Origin of the sequence: Dietzia sp. B32 (assembly GCF_024732245.1) — a bacterium.
In the GTDB taxonomy this organism is placed as follows: domain Bacteria; phylum Actinomycetota; class Actinomycetes; order Mycobacteriales; family Mycobacteriaceae; genus Dietzia.
The window spans coordinates 2,578,039-2,593,284 of the sequence record NZ_CP093845.1 but is presented as its reverse complement, the minus strand read 5'-3'; the positions used below and the strand labels follow the sequence as shown (position 1 = coordinate 2,593,284).

Below are 15,246 nucleotides of genomic sequence, written 5' to 3'. Positions count from 1 at the left end.
CACTCCGCTCAGCGCACCCGGAAGATCACGGTCCGCTGGACGATGAAGTTGGTCACCGTCGCGACGCCCTGGGCGATGACGTAGCCGACCGTCGTGGCCCAGAAGGTGCCCCAGCCCAGGTCCTCGAAGACGGGCACCAGCACCATGAACAGGCCCCACTGGACGCCGAACATCACCGCGTACAGGCCCATCGTGGCCACGAACCGGGCCCGAGACGGCTCCGCCTGGAACGTCCAACGCCGGTTGAGGGCGTACGCGGTGAGCGTGCCCGCCACGAACGACAGCGCCTTGGCCGCGCCGTGGCCCAGGCCCGCGAGCATGAGCAACTGGAGGAGCCCGTAGTCGACGATCGCCGAGAGCACACCGGTGAGGAAGAACCGGATGACCTGCGTCTTCAGGTCGGTGGGACTGGTCGGATCGGACTCGTGCCGCGACTCCAGCGGATCGACGACACCGCGCAGGGAGTCCAGCACGGTATCGTCCGGGACCTCGGAATCTCTGGGGGAGGAACTCACCAGCACAGGGTAGGCCCCGGCCCGAGCCCGTGAACATCGACACAGCGTCTTGTGCGGCGTCCGTGCCCGTGCCACACTTTCCTGATCGCGGGCACACCAGCCCGCTTCTGGTCGAACCGAGAACGGCACATCCGCCGACTGCGTTCGATACCGCTGGAGCGATTCGCTGCCGGCCACCCCATCTCACACGGCGCCCACACCACAAGGTCCGCGCCATCCCCGGGTAGCCGTCGTCGCCTCCACCCAACGCATCCGGGCAGGTCCCGTCATCCCGTCACCAGGTGACGTGACGGTTCCACAGCCCGCTTCCCGACCAGGAGGAATCCCCATGTCGCAGTACCGAAACCCCGCCATGAACAACGCGCCGACCGCGTTCTCGTACACGCCGACCGGCCGGGCCATCCCGCCGTCGTCGCCGCTGCGGACTCCGAACCGTCGCCCGGTCTCGCCGTCGTACACGCCCACCGGCCGCGTCGTCCTGTCGACGCCGGCCACCCGCGGCTCCGCCTGAGCGCGAGCCCACCGCACCGCTCTCGCGCGCGGCGTCCACCGTCGGCCCACCGGCCAACACGGGGACGTCGCGCGCGAGGCGTTTACCGGCAGGCCTTCGGCCAGGTCAGGTCGACGTGAGCACCGGGATCCGCGTGTACACGCCCGCCAGCGACCTCGCGGCGCACAGGACGGTCCCGTCCGGTCGTACGACGGCGGCCGCGGCACCGCCTCGCGTGAGCCACCGGTGTAGGTCCGAACCGGCCGCGGGGCGGATCACACGGGCTCCTCGACGCTCGATCTCGGCCCTCTGGCCCGCAGTGGGCTCGACCACTGTCGCCACCACCACTGCGCCCTCCGCGACATCGTCGAGGCGTCGGAGGTCCTCACCGACGGTGACGTTCGGGCACAGGCTCCCGGCGAGCCCGCCGCGCACGGGGGCCCGGTGTACGAGACGGGAGGCCGCAAGCGGCGGGGTGACACCCTCGATGATCTTCGATCCGATCGACGGGATCCGCACCGCGAGGGGGACGACCCGCCGCCGCACCGCGCCCCCGAGGTGCCCGCCGCTCGTCATCGCCCACCCCATCGCCACGGCCAGTCGCACCATCGCGCGGGCATGTGGTCTGCGCTCCTGCTCGAAGGAATCGAGGTACGACGCGGAAAGGCCGCCCCGCAGTACCCCGGCGAGCTTCCAGGCCAGGTTGTCCGCGTCCCGAAATCCCGCCCCCAGTCCCTGGCCGATGAACGGCGGGGTGAGGTGCGCGGCGTCACCGAGCAGGAAGATCCTCCGGTCCCTCCACCGCAGCGTTACCCGGGCGCAGAAGGTGTATTCGGCCACCCGCACCACGTCCAGCTCGCCGGGGTCCGCGCTCTGGATCCAGGGAGCGAGGAGCGGATACAGGGCGGGCAAGTCACCGTACCGGCGTGCGCTCTCCCCCGGCAGCAATCGGAACTCCCAGCGGTACCTCGTCGGACCGATCCTCATGAAGGTCGCGGCCCGCTGCGGGTCACACACCTGGTGCACGCCGTCCCAGTGCCCGAGATCCCTGTCGGTGGCGATGTCCACGACCAGCCAACGCTGCTCCGGGCCCAGCTCCTCCATCCCGGTTCCGATCGACGATCGGACGACGCTGTTCGCCCCGTCACATCCGAGGACGTACGCGGCGTGGGCGGTCTCCCGCGTACCGGTGACCGAGTCCACCATGGTCACCCGGGCACCCTCCCGGGTGTTGGCGACATCGATGACCTCGACCCCGCCGCGGAACGTGCAATGTTCGCGGCGCGCGAGACCGGCACGCAGGAGTTTCTCGAGTTCCGGCTGGTCGAACAGGTTGGCCTGCGGGAAGCCGTGGACCCCCGCACCGGGGCTACGCGTGAACTGCGCGAGGACGGAACGGCCGGCGTCGACCAGACGCAGCCCGTGCGCCGGACGGGAGATGCGGGCGAAGTCGTCGGCCAACCCGAGCCTCGAGAGGATTCGACACACCTCGTCGTCGAGATGCACTGCCCGGGGCTGCGGGTACACATCCGACCATCGGTCCACGACCAGACAATCCACGCCGCGGTCCGCCAGTAGGATCGCGGTGGCCATCCCCACCGGGCCGGCGCCCACCACCACCACGGAGTGGCGTGTCACCGTCATGGACCGACCCCGGCCCTCACCGGGCATACCTCACCCGAGTGCGCTGGATGCCCAGGTCCAGGGCGCCGTCGTCGGTGGCGATCGAGAGTTCCATGATGTCCCCGTCCTTCAGATAGGCGGGGTTCTTCGCCTGCCCCCTGAAGAAGCTCTTCCACTTGAGCGCCGGCGGCAGCAGCGCACCGATCTTCTCGATCAGCTTGGGTGGGGCCTTGAGGGCGGTCCCACCGGGAGTCCCGGTCAGTACCAGGTCCCCCGCGTCGAGCCGTTGGAAACCCGCCAACGTCCGCAGCGCCTCGACCGGCCCGTAGATCATGTCCCCGCCCACCTTCCGGTCCTGGCGGATCTCGCCGTTAACCCGCAGCGTCAAGCGGAGATCGTCGAAGCGGGCGAACTCTGCGGCGTCCAGGAGGACGAGGACGGGGCCGACGGGGGTGAACGTCGGGTACGACTTGGCCTCGTAGAACTGGGTCTTGGGCAGTTGCACGTCACGGGCGGAGACGTCGTTCGTGATGACGAGCCCGGCGACGACCTCCGGCAGCGTGGTTTCGTCGACCTCGGTGCCCACCCGCAGCGGCGATCCCACGACCAAGCCGATCTCGACCTCGTAGTCGAGGAGTGTGACGTGCGCCGGCCTGATCACGTCGTCGAACGGGCCGCTGATCGACCCGGAGGACTTGCGGAAGAAGGTCAGCGGAACGGTCTGGGGGTCCATCCCGGAGTCCTTGACATGGGTGGCGTAATTGGTCATCTGCGCGACCACCCGGCACGGCGCGGTCACAGGGGAGACGAGGTCGAGGTCATCGACCGGCACGCGCTCGCCGGGCCCCGCGGCCTCGGCTGCGACGATCGCCGCCCGGTCTCCGAGGAGCTCCCCCGTGGTGGTGGCGGCGGTGTCGATCCTCGCGGCACCGTCGAGATTCTGGACCCACCAGGCGTCGGCGGTGCGAAGGACGGAGATACTCATGTGGAGGCAACTTTCAGTAGGCCGCGAAGGCGTTGGAGATCGAATTCGGTGTCGCCTCGCAGCGACGAGGCCATGGCGCGTAGCTCACGCAAGGACTCCTTCCCCGGTGCGATGCCGAGGAAGTCCGGGGTGGCCGGCGGACCCCACTGCGCCAGTCCCGAGGCGGTCATCGGAGCCCAGCCGGGCTCAAGGGTGGAGTCGAACAAGTCGCCGTCGGCGTAGTGCTCGACGAGGAAGCCGTCTGGATCGCGCCAGTAGTCGAAGATCTGACTGCCCTGGATGTGGCGGCCGATACCCCACGACCGTCGATAACCCCGGTCCAGCAGGAACTCGCCGCCCGCGGCGATCGCGTCGAGGTCGCAGACCTGGAACGCCGAGTGCACGTAGCGGTCCCGGGGCCCGAGTGTGAGGGCGAGGGTGTGGTGGTCGGAGGGGACCGGCCCCAGGTCGCAGCGCATAAAGCTCATGACGGGGCCCCGCTCGCGCTGCCCCTCGTAGTAGAGGAAGTCACTGACGATGAGGCCGAGGTGCTGCAGATACCAGTTGAGGCTGTCGAGATAGTGGGCGCTCTGGAGCACCACGTGTCCGACTCTCTCGATCCGCGCCGGTTCGCGCGGCGGGCGCTGGGCGGAGTTGATGCGGGCGATCTGCGGCCCGGCGTTGACCACCTGCGGTTGCTGCGGGGTCAGCGCCGCAGCTTCGTGGGCGTCGGAGACCACCCGGACCAGGCTTCCCCCGGGATCTGTGAGGTCCACGGTAACCCCGCCGATGCTCTCGGGGAGCGCGGTGACCGTGCGGTCGGTGGCGTCGGCCAACCGGAGGACGTCCCGGCGCTCCGCGGCCGCGAAGGCGGCACCCACGAAGCGAGAGCGGGGACCTCGGCGGATGATGACGCAGGCCGCTCCGGGGTCCGTCCCGCGCAGATGAAGTTCGGTCGAGGTGACCCTCACCGTGGATAACCCGAAGGCCCGCGCGAAGTTCTCGGCCCGGTCCAGATCGGGTTTCTCGAACTCCAGCCAGGCCAGCGACTGCACCTTGATCACCGGATCCACGGCACGACCGGGGTGTTCACCACGCAGTGCGCCCTGCTCGGAGTGCAGGTGCGCGTGCGGGTCGGACTGTTGGCCCATCCTGGCCTCCTAGATCTGCGACTGACGATATCGTCACTCATGACGCAATCATCAGTCAATGGTTCTGACGATATCGTCAGAAATGCACCGGATTGCTAGGTTCGACACAGAGTTCGTCCACGAAGGAGGCAACGCGACCCATGGTCGACACCGGAACCCGCGAGGACCGCCTCCGACGCCGCAAGGCGCGTACCCGCGCCGCGCTCGTGGATGCCGCTCAGTCTTTCCTCGCCCAGGGGCGCACGGCGGTGCCGGTTCTCGAGATCACCCAGGCCGCCGACGTGGGCATGGGCTCGTTCTACAACCACTTCGAGAGCAAGGAACACCTGTTCCGGGCCGCCGTGGACGAGGCTCTCGAGGCGCACGGGGAGATGCTCGACGAGCTCACTACCGGTTCGGACGACCCGGCAGAGGTGTTCGCCCGATCGTTTCGGGTCACCGGCCGCCTCCACCGGATTCATCCGGAACTCTCGAGGGTCATCCTCTCCGAAGGCGCGTCACTCATCTCCTCCGAGTTCGGACTGGCGCCCCGCGCCCGCCGCGACCTCGGGGCCGCGGCCGCGGCGGGGCGCTTCACGTTCCATGATCAGGACCTCGCGCTGGCGCTGGTCGCCGGTGCGACCATCGGCCTCGCCCAGCTGCTGCACGACCAGCCCGGTCGGGACGATGCCGACGCGACCGATCGGATCACCGAAGACCTCCTCCGCACCTTCGGTCTGGCCTCCGGCGAGGCCCGCCGCCTCTGCGGACTTCCTCTCCCCGACATCGGCGGGGTGCCATTCACGCAGGCAGGCCCGGGCTGACGGGGGCCGCCTGCCCGTTGGGGCGGATCACCCCGGCCGGGAGGGGGTTGATGTGTCGACCACCCGGTGGCCGTGTCCGAGGGGCGCGATAACGTACGCGCATGAGGTCGCGGCGTCCCCTCCGTCCCGGCCGCGCAGTCGCCGCGGCAATAATGTCTCTGGCCTGCGTTGTCGCCGGACAGTCTCCGGCGGTGGCCATGTCCGACCCGGCGGCGGGATCCTCGGCCGTCGCGGTGCCCGATCCGATGGCCGCGTTCCGACCTGCCCCGCCGCACGAGCGAACGCCGGAGCGGTATCTGCCCAGCCCGTCGCCGGACCCGTGGTACTCCTCCCCGCCCGTCGTCGATCCCGCCACCGCCCCCGGCACGATCCTCGACTCGCGTCCGGTGACCATCCCCCCGCACAACATGCGCAACTTCGGCCGGGGCTGGCAGGTGCTGGTCCAGAGCACCGACTCCCACGACCGACCGCAGCAGATCGTCTCCACTGTCATCGAGCCGGCCACTCCGTGGACCGGGCCCGGCACGCGGCCGCTCGTGTCGTTCAACGTCACGATCGACTCCCTCGGCCTGACGTGCATGCCGTCGCACGTACTGCCGCACGAGTTCAACCTCGAGCTGCCGCCGTTCCTCCAGATCCTGGCCGACCGCGGATACGGCCTGGTCGTCACGGACTTCCAGGGCCCGAAGGCCGCGTACGCCGCGGGCCGGGCCAACGGCCGGGCCGTCCTCGATGGGATCCGCGCGGCCCGGGCCTTCGTCCCGCCGGGCGACCCCGGCCCGCTGTTCGCCGACTCGCGGGTCGTGCAGGTCGGCTACTCCGGTGGCGGAATCGCGACCGGCTGGGCCGCCCAGCTGCAGCCGGTCTACGCACCCGAGCTGACCGGCGTCCTGGTGGGGTCATCGGTGGGTGGTGTCCCCGCCGACTACTCGGAACTGTTCGACACCCTGGACGGGACCCTCGGCTCGGGCCTCTTCCTCGCCGCGGTGCTGGGGATCGCCCGCGAGTACCCCGAGCTGTACTCCCTGCTCAACGACGCCGGGGACGTGGCCGCCCATGCACTCCGTGACTCGTGCGCCGCCGCCAATACCGCAGCCGGCATCTTCCACACCCCGCTGTCGATGCTCACCGACGTCGACCCGCGTACCGACCCGGTCGTTGCGGAGGTCCTGGCCCGCAACCGGCTGGGGACCGCCGACCCGACACGCGGCGCGGACCCCCGCGAGGTGCCGACCGGCCCGGTCCAGGTGTGGCACGGGGACGCCGCCGCGCCGATCGGGCCGGGCCCGGGCTCGTCACAGGGCCCCGGCGACCCGTTCGTCCCCGAATGGACGGCCCGGCAACTGGCCGACGAGTGGTGCGCGGCCGGCGCCGACGTCGAGTACACGCCCGTGCCGGGCGAACACATCCTCGCCGCGTACACGGCCGTGGGTCCGGCACTCGACTGGGTCGACGACCGCGCCCGCGGAGTCCCGTTCACCTCCGGCTGCCGCTAGCTCCGCCGGCGGTCGCCGACGCCTGAGGCGGCCGCCGATGAGCACCGCGGTGACGTCGCGGCCGTCACGTCGGGGCCGTCACGGGATGGGTCGGCCGGCGGCGAGCGGTACCCTCGATCGTGTGAGCACCGCCCAGAACTCCGCCCCGGCCCAGCCCTCCACGAACACCGTCTCCCTGGATACCGAACTCAAGCGCCTCACCGGCTGGGGACGAACCTCCCCCGCGATGAGCCACGTCCTCACTCCGCGCTCGGTGGAGGAGGTATCGGCAGCCGTGGCGGCGGTCAACGACGCCAACGCCTCGGGTCCCGCGCACCTGCGCCGCGGCGTGGTGGCCCGCGGGCTCGGTCGCTCGTACGGCGACAGCGCCCAGAACTCCGGCGGCCTCGTGCTGGACATGAGCCACTTCAACCGCATCCACGAGCTCAACGCCGAGAAGGCCCTGGCCGTGGTGGACGCGGGTGTGAACCTCGACCAGCTCATGCGCGCGGCCCTGCCGTTCGGACTGTGGGTTCCGGTGCTGCCCGGCACGCGTCAGGTCACCGTCGGCGGGGCGATCGGGCACGACATCCACGGCAAGAACCACCACTCCGCCGGCTCGTTCGGCAACCACGTCACGCGCATGGAGCTGCTCGTCGCCGACGGTCGGGTGTTGACGCTGGAACCGGGCGGTACGGCCGACGACCCGGAGGGCACCCTGTTCTGGGCCACGGTCGGTGGCAACGGTCTGACCGGCGTGATTCTCAAGGTGTGGATCGCCATGACCCGCACCGAGACCGCGTTCTTCCTGGCCGATTCCGATCAGACCGGCTCGCTCGACGAGACGATCGCCCTGCACACCGACGGTTCCGAGTCGAAGTACACCTACTCCTCGGCCTGGTTCGACGCGATCAGCGCGCCCCCGAAGCTCGGCCGGGCCGCCGTCTCCCGCGGATCGCTGGCCACCCTCGCCCAGCTCGAGGAGTACGCGCCCAAGTTGGCCAGGAACCCGCTGGCGATGGACGCCAAGCCGCTGATCACCTTCCCGGACGTCTTCCCCAACGGGCTGGCCAACAAGTACACCTTCGGCCCCATCGGCGAGGTGTACTACCGGCTCGGCGGCACGTCCCGGAACCAGATCAAGACACTGCCGGCGTTCTACCACATGCTCGACCTGTTCTCGGAGTGGAACAGGGCCTACGGGTCCAAGGGGTTCCTGCAGTACCAGTTCATCGTCCCGCCCGGTGAGGTCGAGGGTTTCAAGGAGATCATCCGCGACATCCAGCGCTCCGGTCACTACTCCTTCCTCAACGTCTTCAAGCTCTTCGGGCCGGGGAACCAGGCGCCGCTGTCGTTCCCGATGGAGGGCTGGAACGTCTGCGTGGACTTCCCGATCAACGGCCGTCTCAACGCGTTCGTCAACGAACTCGACGCCAAGGTCATGTCCATGGGCGGGCGGCTGTACACGGCCAAGGACTCCCGCGTCCCGGCCGAGCGCTTCCACGCTATGTACCCCCGGATCGACTCGTGGATCGCCACCCGCCGGGAGATCGACCCGAACGGCGTGTTCGTCTCCGACATGGGGCGTCGCCTCGAGCTGATCTGACGGGGCTCCCCGTCGGGGCGTCCTACCGGGGGCGTCCCGTCGGGGGCTTCACACGACCCCGGCCGCGGAGTGACACTGGTGGGCCCCCACGCTTCGAGAGTGCTCGGAGCATCCGATGGAGCACCCGCCATGATCCTCCGCACCGCCGTCGCCGCGATCGCCCTGCTGGTGACCACCCCACCCTCGACGGTGTGGGAGCGGTCGCCGCGAAGGTCGGCCCCTCCGCATTCCGCGGCCTCGTCACGTCCCCGTGGGACGCGCCCGGCCGGGCCGCCCCCATCCCGGCCCACCTGACCCCGGGCGCGCGTTCCGACCGGACCGGACCCCTGCGCGGTCACCCGAGCCGCCCCGCGCGCCCCGATTCGCCCGCCACCCGAGAGGAACACAGCGGCGTCGGACTCCCTCGGTAGACTCCTGCCCATGATCAATGCCGTCGGCGTCCCCCAGACCCTGCTCCTCCTCGGTGGAACCTCAGAGATCGGCCTGTCCATCTGTGCCGAGTACCTGCAGCAGGGCCCGATGCGCGTGATCCTGGCCTGCCTGCCCGGCGACCCGGGGGTCGAGGACGCGCGCGCCGAGATGACGGCCGCCGGTGCGAGTGCGGTGGAGGTCGTCGACTTCGACGCCGCCGCCACCGAGTCCCACCCGGCCGCGTTCGAGCAGATCTTCGCCGGCGGGGACGTGGACGTGGCCATCGTCGCGTTCGGCCTGCTGGGAGAGAACGAGGAACTCTGGTCCGACCAGCGCAAGGCCGTCCAGATCGCACAGATCAACTACACCGGCGCCGTCTCGGTCGGTGTGCTCCTCGCCGAGCGGATGAAGGCCCAGGGTTACGGCCGGATCATCGCCATGAGCTCGGCCGCCGGGCTCCGGGCCCGCCGTTCCAACTTCGTCTACGGCTCCACCAAGGCCGGCCTGGACTCCTTCTACACCGGCCTCGGTTACGCGCTGGCCGAACACGGGGTCGACGTCCTGGTCATCCGCCCCGGCCAGGTCCGCACGCGCATGTCGGCACACGTCAAGGAGGCGCCGCTGACGATCAACAAGGAAGAGGTCGCCCGCATCGCGGTGAAGAAGGCGGGTGCGGGCAAGGGTGCGGTCTTCGCGCCGGCCGCGTTCGGCGGGGTCATGGCCGTGCTCACCCACGTGCCGCGCCCCATCTTCCGCAAGCTCCCCTTCTAGGGATGCCGGTGGCGCTACGGGGACTCGGTCTGGCCGGCGCGGCGACGCTGCTGGCCGCCGTCGTCACCGCGGTCGTCCTCGCCGGGTTCTCCCTCGTCTCGTTCCCCGCCTACGGCAACTCCAACGTCCTGCGGGCGCTCACGGTGGTCGGTCAGGCCGCGGCTGTCGCCCTGGTGGTGCTGGGGATCCTGTCCGCGCGCGCCGGCGAGCGGCCGGGGGGCCGAGCCGCTCTGGTCCGGCTGGGCAAGCTCGCGGCCCCCACCGGCTCGGCGTTGCTCGTGGCCGCCACGCTGGGGATCCCGCTGGCCGCCTCGCGGCTGTACCTGCACGGCGTGAGCGTGGACCAGGAGTTCCGCACCCAGTTCCTCGGTCGCTCGGCCACTTCGCTCGGGCTTCCGGACATGGCGTACGCCGACCTGCCCTCGTTCTACCCGTCGGGCTGGTTCTGGCTGGGCGGGCGTTTCGCGAACCTCGCCGGACTCGAGGGGTGGGCGGCGTTCAAACCGTGGTCGATCCTCTCGTTGGCGGTCGCCGCGGCGCTGGTCACGGTGCTCTGGACCCGCCTGCTGCGGACCGATCTCGGCGCCGCGGTGGGACTGGCCTCGACCTCGATCGTGCTGGCCTACGGAAGCCCCGAGCCCTACGGCGCGATCGTGGCGCTGTTCATCCCTCCGGTGCTGATCCTCGCCTGGCACGCGGTCAACCCCACCGCGCGGCACGCCGGTCGCGGCGCGGCCCTGGCCACGACCCTGTTCCTGGGCGCATCGGCCAGCACATACACGCTGTACACGGGCCTGGCGGCGGGCACCGTCGTGCTCATGGCACTGGTCGCGACCGTCGCCGCCTCGGTCGCCCGCCGCAGCGCCGGCGGGCCCCATCCCACCCGCGGATCCTTCCCGCTCTGGCTGCCCGCGGTCCGGCTCGCGGCGATCGGGTTCGGCTCCATCGCGATCGCGCTCATGGTGTGGGCGCCCTACCTGCTCGCCGCCCTGCGCGGCACCCCCGCGGACTCCGGGACCGCGATGCACTACCTGCCCGACGCCGGCGCCCGCCTGCCGCTGCCGATGACCGCGGGCGGCCTCACCGGCTGGGTGTGCCTGGCGGGACTGGTGTGGATCGTCGTCCGGGCGTGGACCTCGCGCCGGGCACAGGCGCTGGGCCTGGGCGTGGTGGCCGTCTACCTGTGGTGCCTGGCCTCCATGGCGATCACCGTCCTGGGCACCACCATGTTGGGTTTCCGGCTCGAGCCGGTGCTCATCGGACTGCTCGTGGTGGCGGGCGTCTTCGCGATCGCCGACGTCGCCGGCCTCGCGGTGCGCGCGGCCGGGCGTCAGAACGGCGCCGATCGACCCGCGGCGGAGGCGGCCGATCGTCGTCGCCGGGCCACCGCGGTGGTGGGCGTCGTGGCGTCCCTGGCCGCACTGGCCCACGCGCAGGGCATCCCCGATCACCTGCACGAGGAGATCCGGCTGGCCTACACCGACACCGACGGTCACGGAGAGCGGGCGGACCGTTACCCACCCGGGCCCGAGTCCCACTACGCCGAGGTCGACGAGACCATCCGGGAGGCGTTCCCGGACCGGAGGCGCACCGACCTCGTCGTCGTCAGCACCGCCGACGCCTTCCTCGCCTACCACCCGTACCTGGCCTTCCAGGCCGTCACCTCCCACTACGCCAACCCCCTGGGGCGGTACGCCGACCGCAACGATGCCATGGTCCGGTGGCAGGACGCCACCAGCGGCGACGAACTGCGCGCCATGATGGATGAGACGCCGTGGCGCGGTCCCGACGCGATCGTCGCCCGCCCGTCGGGCGACGGGTACACGCTGCGCCTGGCCGAGGACACCTACCCCAACGACCCCAACGTGCGACGGTTCGGCGTCACCATCCCGGCCGAGGCCGTGGAGGGTCCCCACTTCGAGGTCCACGACGTGGGACCGTTCGCCGTGATCGTGGTGCGGTGATCAAGCGGTGACGATGCGGGGAGCGGGTGACGGTCGCGGGTCCGGTAACGGCCTGGTCGAGGGAGCCGTGTCACGGGGCGACGACGACGACGGGCGCGACGACGAGGTCGGCGACGCCGATCGGGGGCGTCCGCTCGGTCTGCACCCCTACCCGGGCATGGACCGCGACCGCCGGTGGGCGATCATCACCGGGTTCCTCGGAGCGTTCCTGGCGATCCTCGCCGGGGTACTGCCGGTCAACCAGGACACCACCCGCGTGCAGTGGACCGCCGGGCCCGACTACGCCTCGGTCACCGCACCGCTGGTCTCCGGGCGACCGCTCGACCTGACCATCACCGCTCCCTGCGCGCCGCTCGCACAGGTGCCGGAGAACACGATCGTGTTCTCGACCCTGCCGAAGGACGCCCCCGGCCGGATCTCCGACGGGCTGGTGGTCCAACGGGCCGAGAACGCCGCGGGCAACCCCGTGATCGAGGTGGCGGTCCGCAACATCACGTTGCTGTCCGTGCCCCTGGCCACCCTGCGCGACCCCGCGTGCGAGACGCTGAACGTGCGTGCCGAGACCGGGATCCTCGTGGCCGAGTTCGCCGGTCTCGAACGGGACCCCGACGACGCGGAGGACGCGGTGCGGGCCGCTGTGCCCGGCACCATGCGTCCGCAGGTCACCGGCGTGTTCACCGACCTCACGGCCGCGACCGCACCCGACGGGCTCGGCGAGTCGACGGTGGAGGTGACCGTCGACTCCCGCTACTCCTCCAGCCCCACGCTGCTCAAGCTGGTGCTGATGGTGATCGGCGTCCTGGCCACCCTCGCCTCCGTGGTGTTCCTCCACCGTCTCGACGGTATCGACGGGCGTTCGGGCCGGCGGTTCGTGCCGCGGTCGTGGTCGCGGTTGTCCGGGGTCGACGGCGTGGTGATCAGCGTCCTGGCCTTCTGGCACCTCGTGGGCGCCAACACCTCCGACGACGGCTACCTGCTGACCATGGCGCGCTCCGCCGGACCCAGCGGGTACATGGCCAACTACTACCGCTGGCTCGGCTCCCCGGAGTCCCCGGTGGGCTGGTACTACGAGATCCTGCGGATCTTCGCCGAGATCTCCACCGCCAGTCCGTGGATGCGGTTGCCCACCCTGGTGTGCGGGATCCTGTCGTGGCTCATCATCAGTCGCGAGGTCGTCCCCCGCCTGGGTCGCCTCGCCCGCACCTGGCGCGGCCCCCGCTGGACCGGTGCCGCCCTGTTCCTCGCGTTCTGGATGGCGTTCAACAACGGGCTGCGGCCCGAGCCGGTCATCGCGCTGGGCGCACTGCTCACGTGGTCGCTGGTGGAGCGGTCCATCGCCACGCGCCGACTCGTGCCGGGCGTCGCGGCGATCGGTGTGGCCGCGTTCTCCCTCGGCGCTGGCCCCACCGGATTGATGTGCGTGGCGGCGCTGGCCGCCGGTGCGCGCGAGTTCGTCCGGATGGTGCGCCGCCGGGCGCAGGTGGTCGGCTGGGCACCGATCCTCGGGCCCGTCCTGGCCGTGGGTCTGGCGTTGCTCTACACCGTGTTCGCGGACCAGACCCTGGCCGCGGTACTCGAGGCCACCCGGATCCGCACCGAGCTCGGCCCGAGCCTGCCCTGGTACGGGGAGAAGGAACGGTGGGAGGCGTTGTTCGGGGTCTCCGCCGACGGCGGCGTGGCCCGGCGCTTCCCCGTCCTGCTCATGCTCATGTGCCTGGTGCTGGTCTCCGCCGTGATGCTGCGGCGCGGGCGGATCCCCGGTGCGGCCGCGGGACCGTCCCGGCGGTTGCTCGGCGTGATCGCGGGATCGCTGCTGTTCCTGGTCTTCACGCCCACCAAGTGGACCCACCACTTCGGGGTCTTCGCCGGGCTGGCGGGAGCGCTCGCCGTGCTCGCCGTCATCGCCCTGCGCTCCTCGACGGTCTCGCTGAGCCGGAGTCGCTGGCTCGTGTGGGCGTCGCTGTGCCTCGTCGTCGGACTCGCCACCGCCACCAACAACACCTGGTGGTACGTGTCCGACTACGGCATCCCCTTCTCCGACACCTTCCCCGCCGTCGGCGGGGTCCAGGTGCAGTACGTCGCGTTCATCGGCGGATTCGTGTGCCTGCTCATCGCCGGCCTCATCCACTCCGGGATCCTGCCCGACGACCCCGGCGCCGCACTGCGCGTGCGGATCCGGCGCGCGGTGCCGTTCCTGCGTACGCACGCCGACACCCCCGCGTCGCGGCGGCGCGACGGGGGCTCCGGCGCCACGGCGCGTCCGCGCCGGGGAACCGGCATCGACGGCGCCCCGCTGACCGTCGTCGCGTTCTCCATCGTCGTGTTCGAGCTGGTCTCCGCGGTCACCGCCGTGTTCGCCCAGACCCCCGCCTACACGGTGGGCCGCGGCAACATGAGGGCACTGGCCGGCGAACCGTGCGCGCTGGCCGACTCGGTGCTGGTGGAGGAGGACTCCAACGACGGCCTGCTCCGAGCGGTCGGGGCGGGCCCGGAGATCTCCCTCGGCGCCGGCGTGGTCAACGGGTTCGCCCCCAACGGCCTGCCCGACTCCATCACCGTCGAGAGCACCGAGGCCTCCGGCTCCCTGGCGACGTCCGAGAGCGGCGAACGCGACCCCGGCGACGGCGTGGACGCCGGTACCACCGGCGGCCGCGGCGCCGTCACCGTCAACGGCTCCACCGTGGCCCTGCCCTTCGGCCTGGACCCGGACACCACCCCCGTCCTCGGCTCGTACCGACGCGGGCCCCAGGTCGCCGCCGAACTCACCAGCGCCTGGTACCAACTGCCCGCCCGCAGCCCCAACCGACCGCTCCTGGTCATGGCCGCCGCCGGCCGCATCGGAGGCGGGGACCTGCGGATCGAGTACGGGCGCCCCGGTCGGGTCGGCGCGACGGGGCCCACGGACTTCGAGGTCATGGGGTCCATGGCCCCCATCGACATCGGGCCCGCGCCCGCCTGGCGCAACCTGCGCATCCCCCTCGAGTCGATCCCCGACGAGGCCGAGGTGGTCCGCGTGGTCGCCGACGACGGCAACCTCGACCCAGACTGGTGGCTCGCCGTGACCCCGCCGCGGAACCCGCGACTGCGCACCCTCGACGAGGTCATCGGCCACACCGACCCGGTACTCGTCGACTGGGTGGTCGCACTGGCCTTCCCGTGCCAGCGGCCGTTCGTGCACAACGGTGGCGTGGCGGAGATCCCCCGGTACCGCATCCTCGCCGACCGGGAATCCTCCTCCGCGGCGAACTGGTGGCAGAGCGCCGGCGGCGGCGGACCGCTGCTGTGGACCACCCAGACCGTCGAGGCGATCACCGTCCCCACCTACCTCGACCACGACTGGTCCCGCGACTGGGGTTCGCTCCAGCGATTCGAGCCGCTCGACCCGCAGGCGAGTCCCGCCGAGCTGGTCCGCGGGAGCGAGATGAGGTGGGGCTGGACCACGCCGGGTCCGATGAACTGATCGTCGCCTAGAA

At 71.1% G+C, this 15,246-nt stretch carries 11 protein-coding genes; 7 read left to right on the top strand and 4 right to left on the bottom strand.

Going from position 1 to position 15,246, the window contains the following annotated elements; genetic code table 11:
• Nucleotides 1-8: 8 nt before the first annotated feature.
• Nucleotides 9-521: a GtrA family protein gene (locus tag L8M95_RS12265; RefSeq protein WP_396118800.1), complete on the bottom strand. Its 513-nt coding sequence runs from the start codon at nucleotides 519-521 to the stop codon at nucleotides 9-11.
• Nucleotides 522-843: 322 nt separating this feature from the next.
• On the opposite strand from L8M95_RS12265, the gene L8M95_RS12260 reads away from it, so the two are divergent.
• Complete coding sequence (locus tag L8M95_RS12260) at nucleotides 844-1,026, top strand: hypothetical protein (protein WP_067714780.1); 183 nt, start codon at nucleotides 844-846, stop codon at nucleotides 1,024-1,026.
• Between the two features lie 105 nt (nucleotides 1,027-1,131).
• Here L8M95_RS12260 and L8M95_RS12255 read toward each other — a convergent pair whose 3' ends face one another.
• The 3 genes from L8M95_RS12255 to L8M95_RS12245 are packed head-to-tail and all read right to left on the bottom strand — an operon-like array spanning nucleotide 1,132 to nucleotide 4,743.
• On the bottom strand, nucleotides 1,132-2,649 hold the full coding sequence (locus tag L8M95_RS12255) for a bifunctional 3-(3-hydroxy-phenyl)propionate/3-hydroxycinnamic acid hydroxylase (protein WP_260486415.1): 1,518 nt from the start codon (nucleotides 2,647-2,649) through the stop codon (nucleotides 1,132-1,134).
• A 16-nt stretch (nucleotides 2,650-2,665) separates the two neighbouring features.
• Nucleotides 2,666-3,613 carry a fumarylacetoacetate hydrolase family protein gene (locus L8M95_RS12250; protein WP_260486414.1) on the bottom strand — a complete coding sequence of 316 codons (948 nt, stop codon included), beginning with the start codon at nucleotides 3,611-3,613 and terminating at the stop codon, nucleotides 2,666-2,668.
• On the bottom strand, nucleotides 3,610-4,743 hold the full coding sequence (locus tag L8M95_RS12245; RefSeq protein WP_260486413.1) for a VOC family protein: 1,134 nt from the start codon (nucleotides 4,741-4,743) through the stop codon (nucleotides 3,610-3,612). The genes L8M95_RS12250 and L8M95_RS12245 overlap by 4 nt, the downstream gene beginning before the upstream one ends.
• 140 nt (nucleotides 4,744-4,883) lie before the next feature.
• Here L8M95_RS12245 and L8M95_RS12240 point away from each other — a divergent pair, with 140 nt between their 5' ends.
• The 6 genes from L8M95_RS12240 (at nucleotide 4,884) to L8M95_RS12215 (ending at nucleotide 15,233) form a co-directional block, all read left to right on the top strand.
• The gene (locus tag L8M95_RS12240; RefSeq protein WP_260486412.1) at nucleotides 4,884-5,546 is read left to right on the top strand and encodes a TetR/AcrR family transcriptional regulator; all 663 of its coding nucleotides are present in this window, start codon (nucleotides 4,884-4,886) and stop codon (nucleotides 5,544-5,546) included.
• A gap of 197 nt (nucleotides 5,547-5,743) precedes the next feature.
• On the top strand, nucleotides 5,744-7,042 hold the full coding sequence (locus tag L8M95_RS12235; RefSeq protein ID WP_260489246.1) for a lipase family protein: 1,299 nt from the start codon (nucleotides 5,744-5,746) through the stop codon (nucleotides 7,040-7,042).
• Nucleotides 7,043-7,163: 121 nt separating this feature from the next.
• Nucleotides 7,164-8,627, top strand: a complete 1,464-nt coding sequence (locus L8M95_RS12230) for an FAD-binding protein (RefSeq protein ID WP_396118796.1) — start codon at nucleotides 7,164-7,166, stop codon at nucleotides 8,625-8,627.
• A gap of 420 nt (nucleotides 8,628-9,047) precedes the next feature.
• Entirely contained in the window at nucleotides 9,048-9,809 is a 762-nt protein-coding gene (locus L8M95_RS12225) for a decaprenylphospho-beta-D-erythro-pentofuranosid-2-ulose 2-reductase (protein ID WP_260486411.1), read from the top strand.
• Nucleotides 9,810-9,811: 2 nt separating this feature from the next.
• The gene (locus L8M95_RS12220) at nucleotides 9,812-11,773 is read left to right on the top strand and encodes a galactan 5-O-arabinofuranosyltransferase (protein WP_260486410.1); all 1,962 of its coding nucleotides are present in this window, start codon (nucleotides 9,812-9,814) and stop codon (nucleotides 11,771-11,773) included.
• A gap of 13 nt (nucleotides 11,774-11,786) precedes the next feature.
• Nucleotides 11,787-15,233 carry an arabinosyltransferase domain-containing protein gene (locus L8M95_RS12215; RefSeq protein ID WP_260489244.1) on the top strand — a complete coding sequence of 1,149 codons (3,447 nt, stop codon included), beginning with the start codon at nucleotides 11,787-11,789 and terminating at the stop codon, nucleotides 15,231-15,233.
• Nucleotides 15,234-15,246 lie beyond the last annotated feature (13 nt).

Excerpts from the sequence above, each read along its gene's own strand:
- L8M95_RS12215 (WP_260489244.1), top strand. The coding sequence starts at position 11,787 with ATGCGGGGAGCGGGTGACGGTCGCGGGTCCGGTAACGGCCTGGTCGAG.
- L8M95_RS12255 (WP_260486415.1), bottom strand. The coding sequence starts at position 2,649 with ATGACGGTGACACGCCACTCCGTGGTGGTGGTGGGCGCCGGCCCGGTG.
- L8M95_RS12260 (WP_067714780.1), top strand. The coding sequence starts at position 844 with ATGTCGCAGTACCGAAACCCCGCCATGAACAACGCGCCGACCGCGTTC.
- L8M95_RS12220 (WP_260486410.1), top strand. The coding sequence starts at position 9,812 with ATGCCGGTGGCGCTACGGGGACTCGGTCTGGCCGGCGCGGCGACGCTG.
- L8M95_RS12240 (WP_260486412.1), top strand. The coding sequence starts at position 4,884 with ATGGTCGACACCGGAACCCGCGAGGACCGCCTCCGACGCCGCAAGGCG.
- L8M95_RS12235 (WP_260489246.1), top strand. The coding sequence starts at position 5,744 with ATGTCCGACCCGGCGGCGGGATCCTCGGCCGTCGCGGTGCCCGATCCG.
- L8M95_RS12245 (WP_260486413.1), bottom strand. The coding sequence starts at position 4,743 with ATGGGCCAACAGTCCGACCCGCACGCGCACCTGCACTCCGAGCAGGGC.
- L8M95_RS12250 (WP_260486414.1), bottom strand. The coding sequence starts at position 3,613 with ATGAGTATCTCCGTCCTTCGCACCGCCGACGCCTGGTGGGTCCAGAAT.
- L8M95_RS12225 (WP_260486411.1), top strand. The coding sequence starts at position 9,048 with ATGATCAATGCCGTCGGCGTCCCCCAGACCCTGCTCCTCCTCGGTGGA.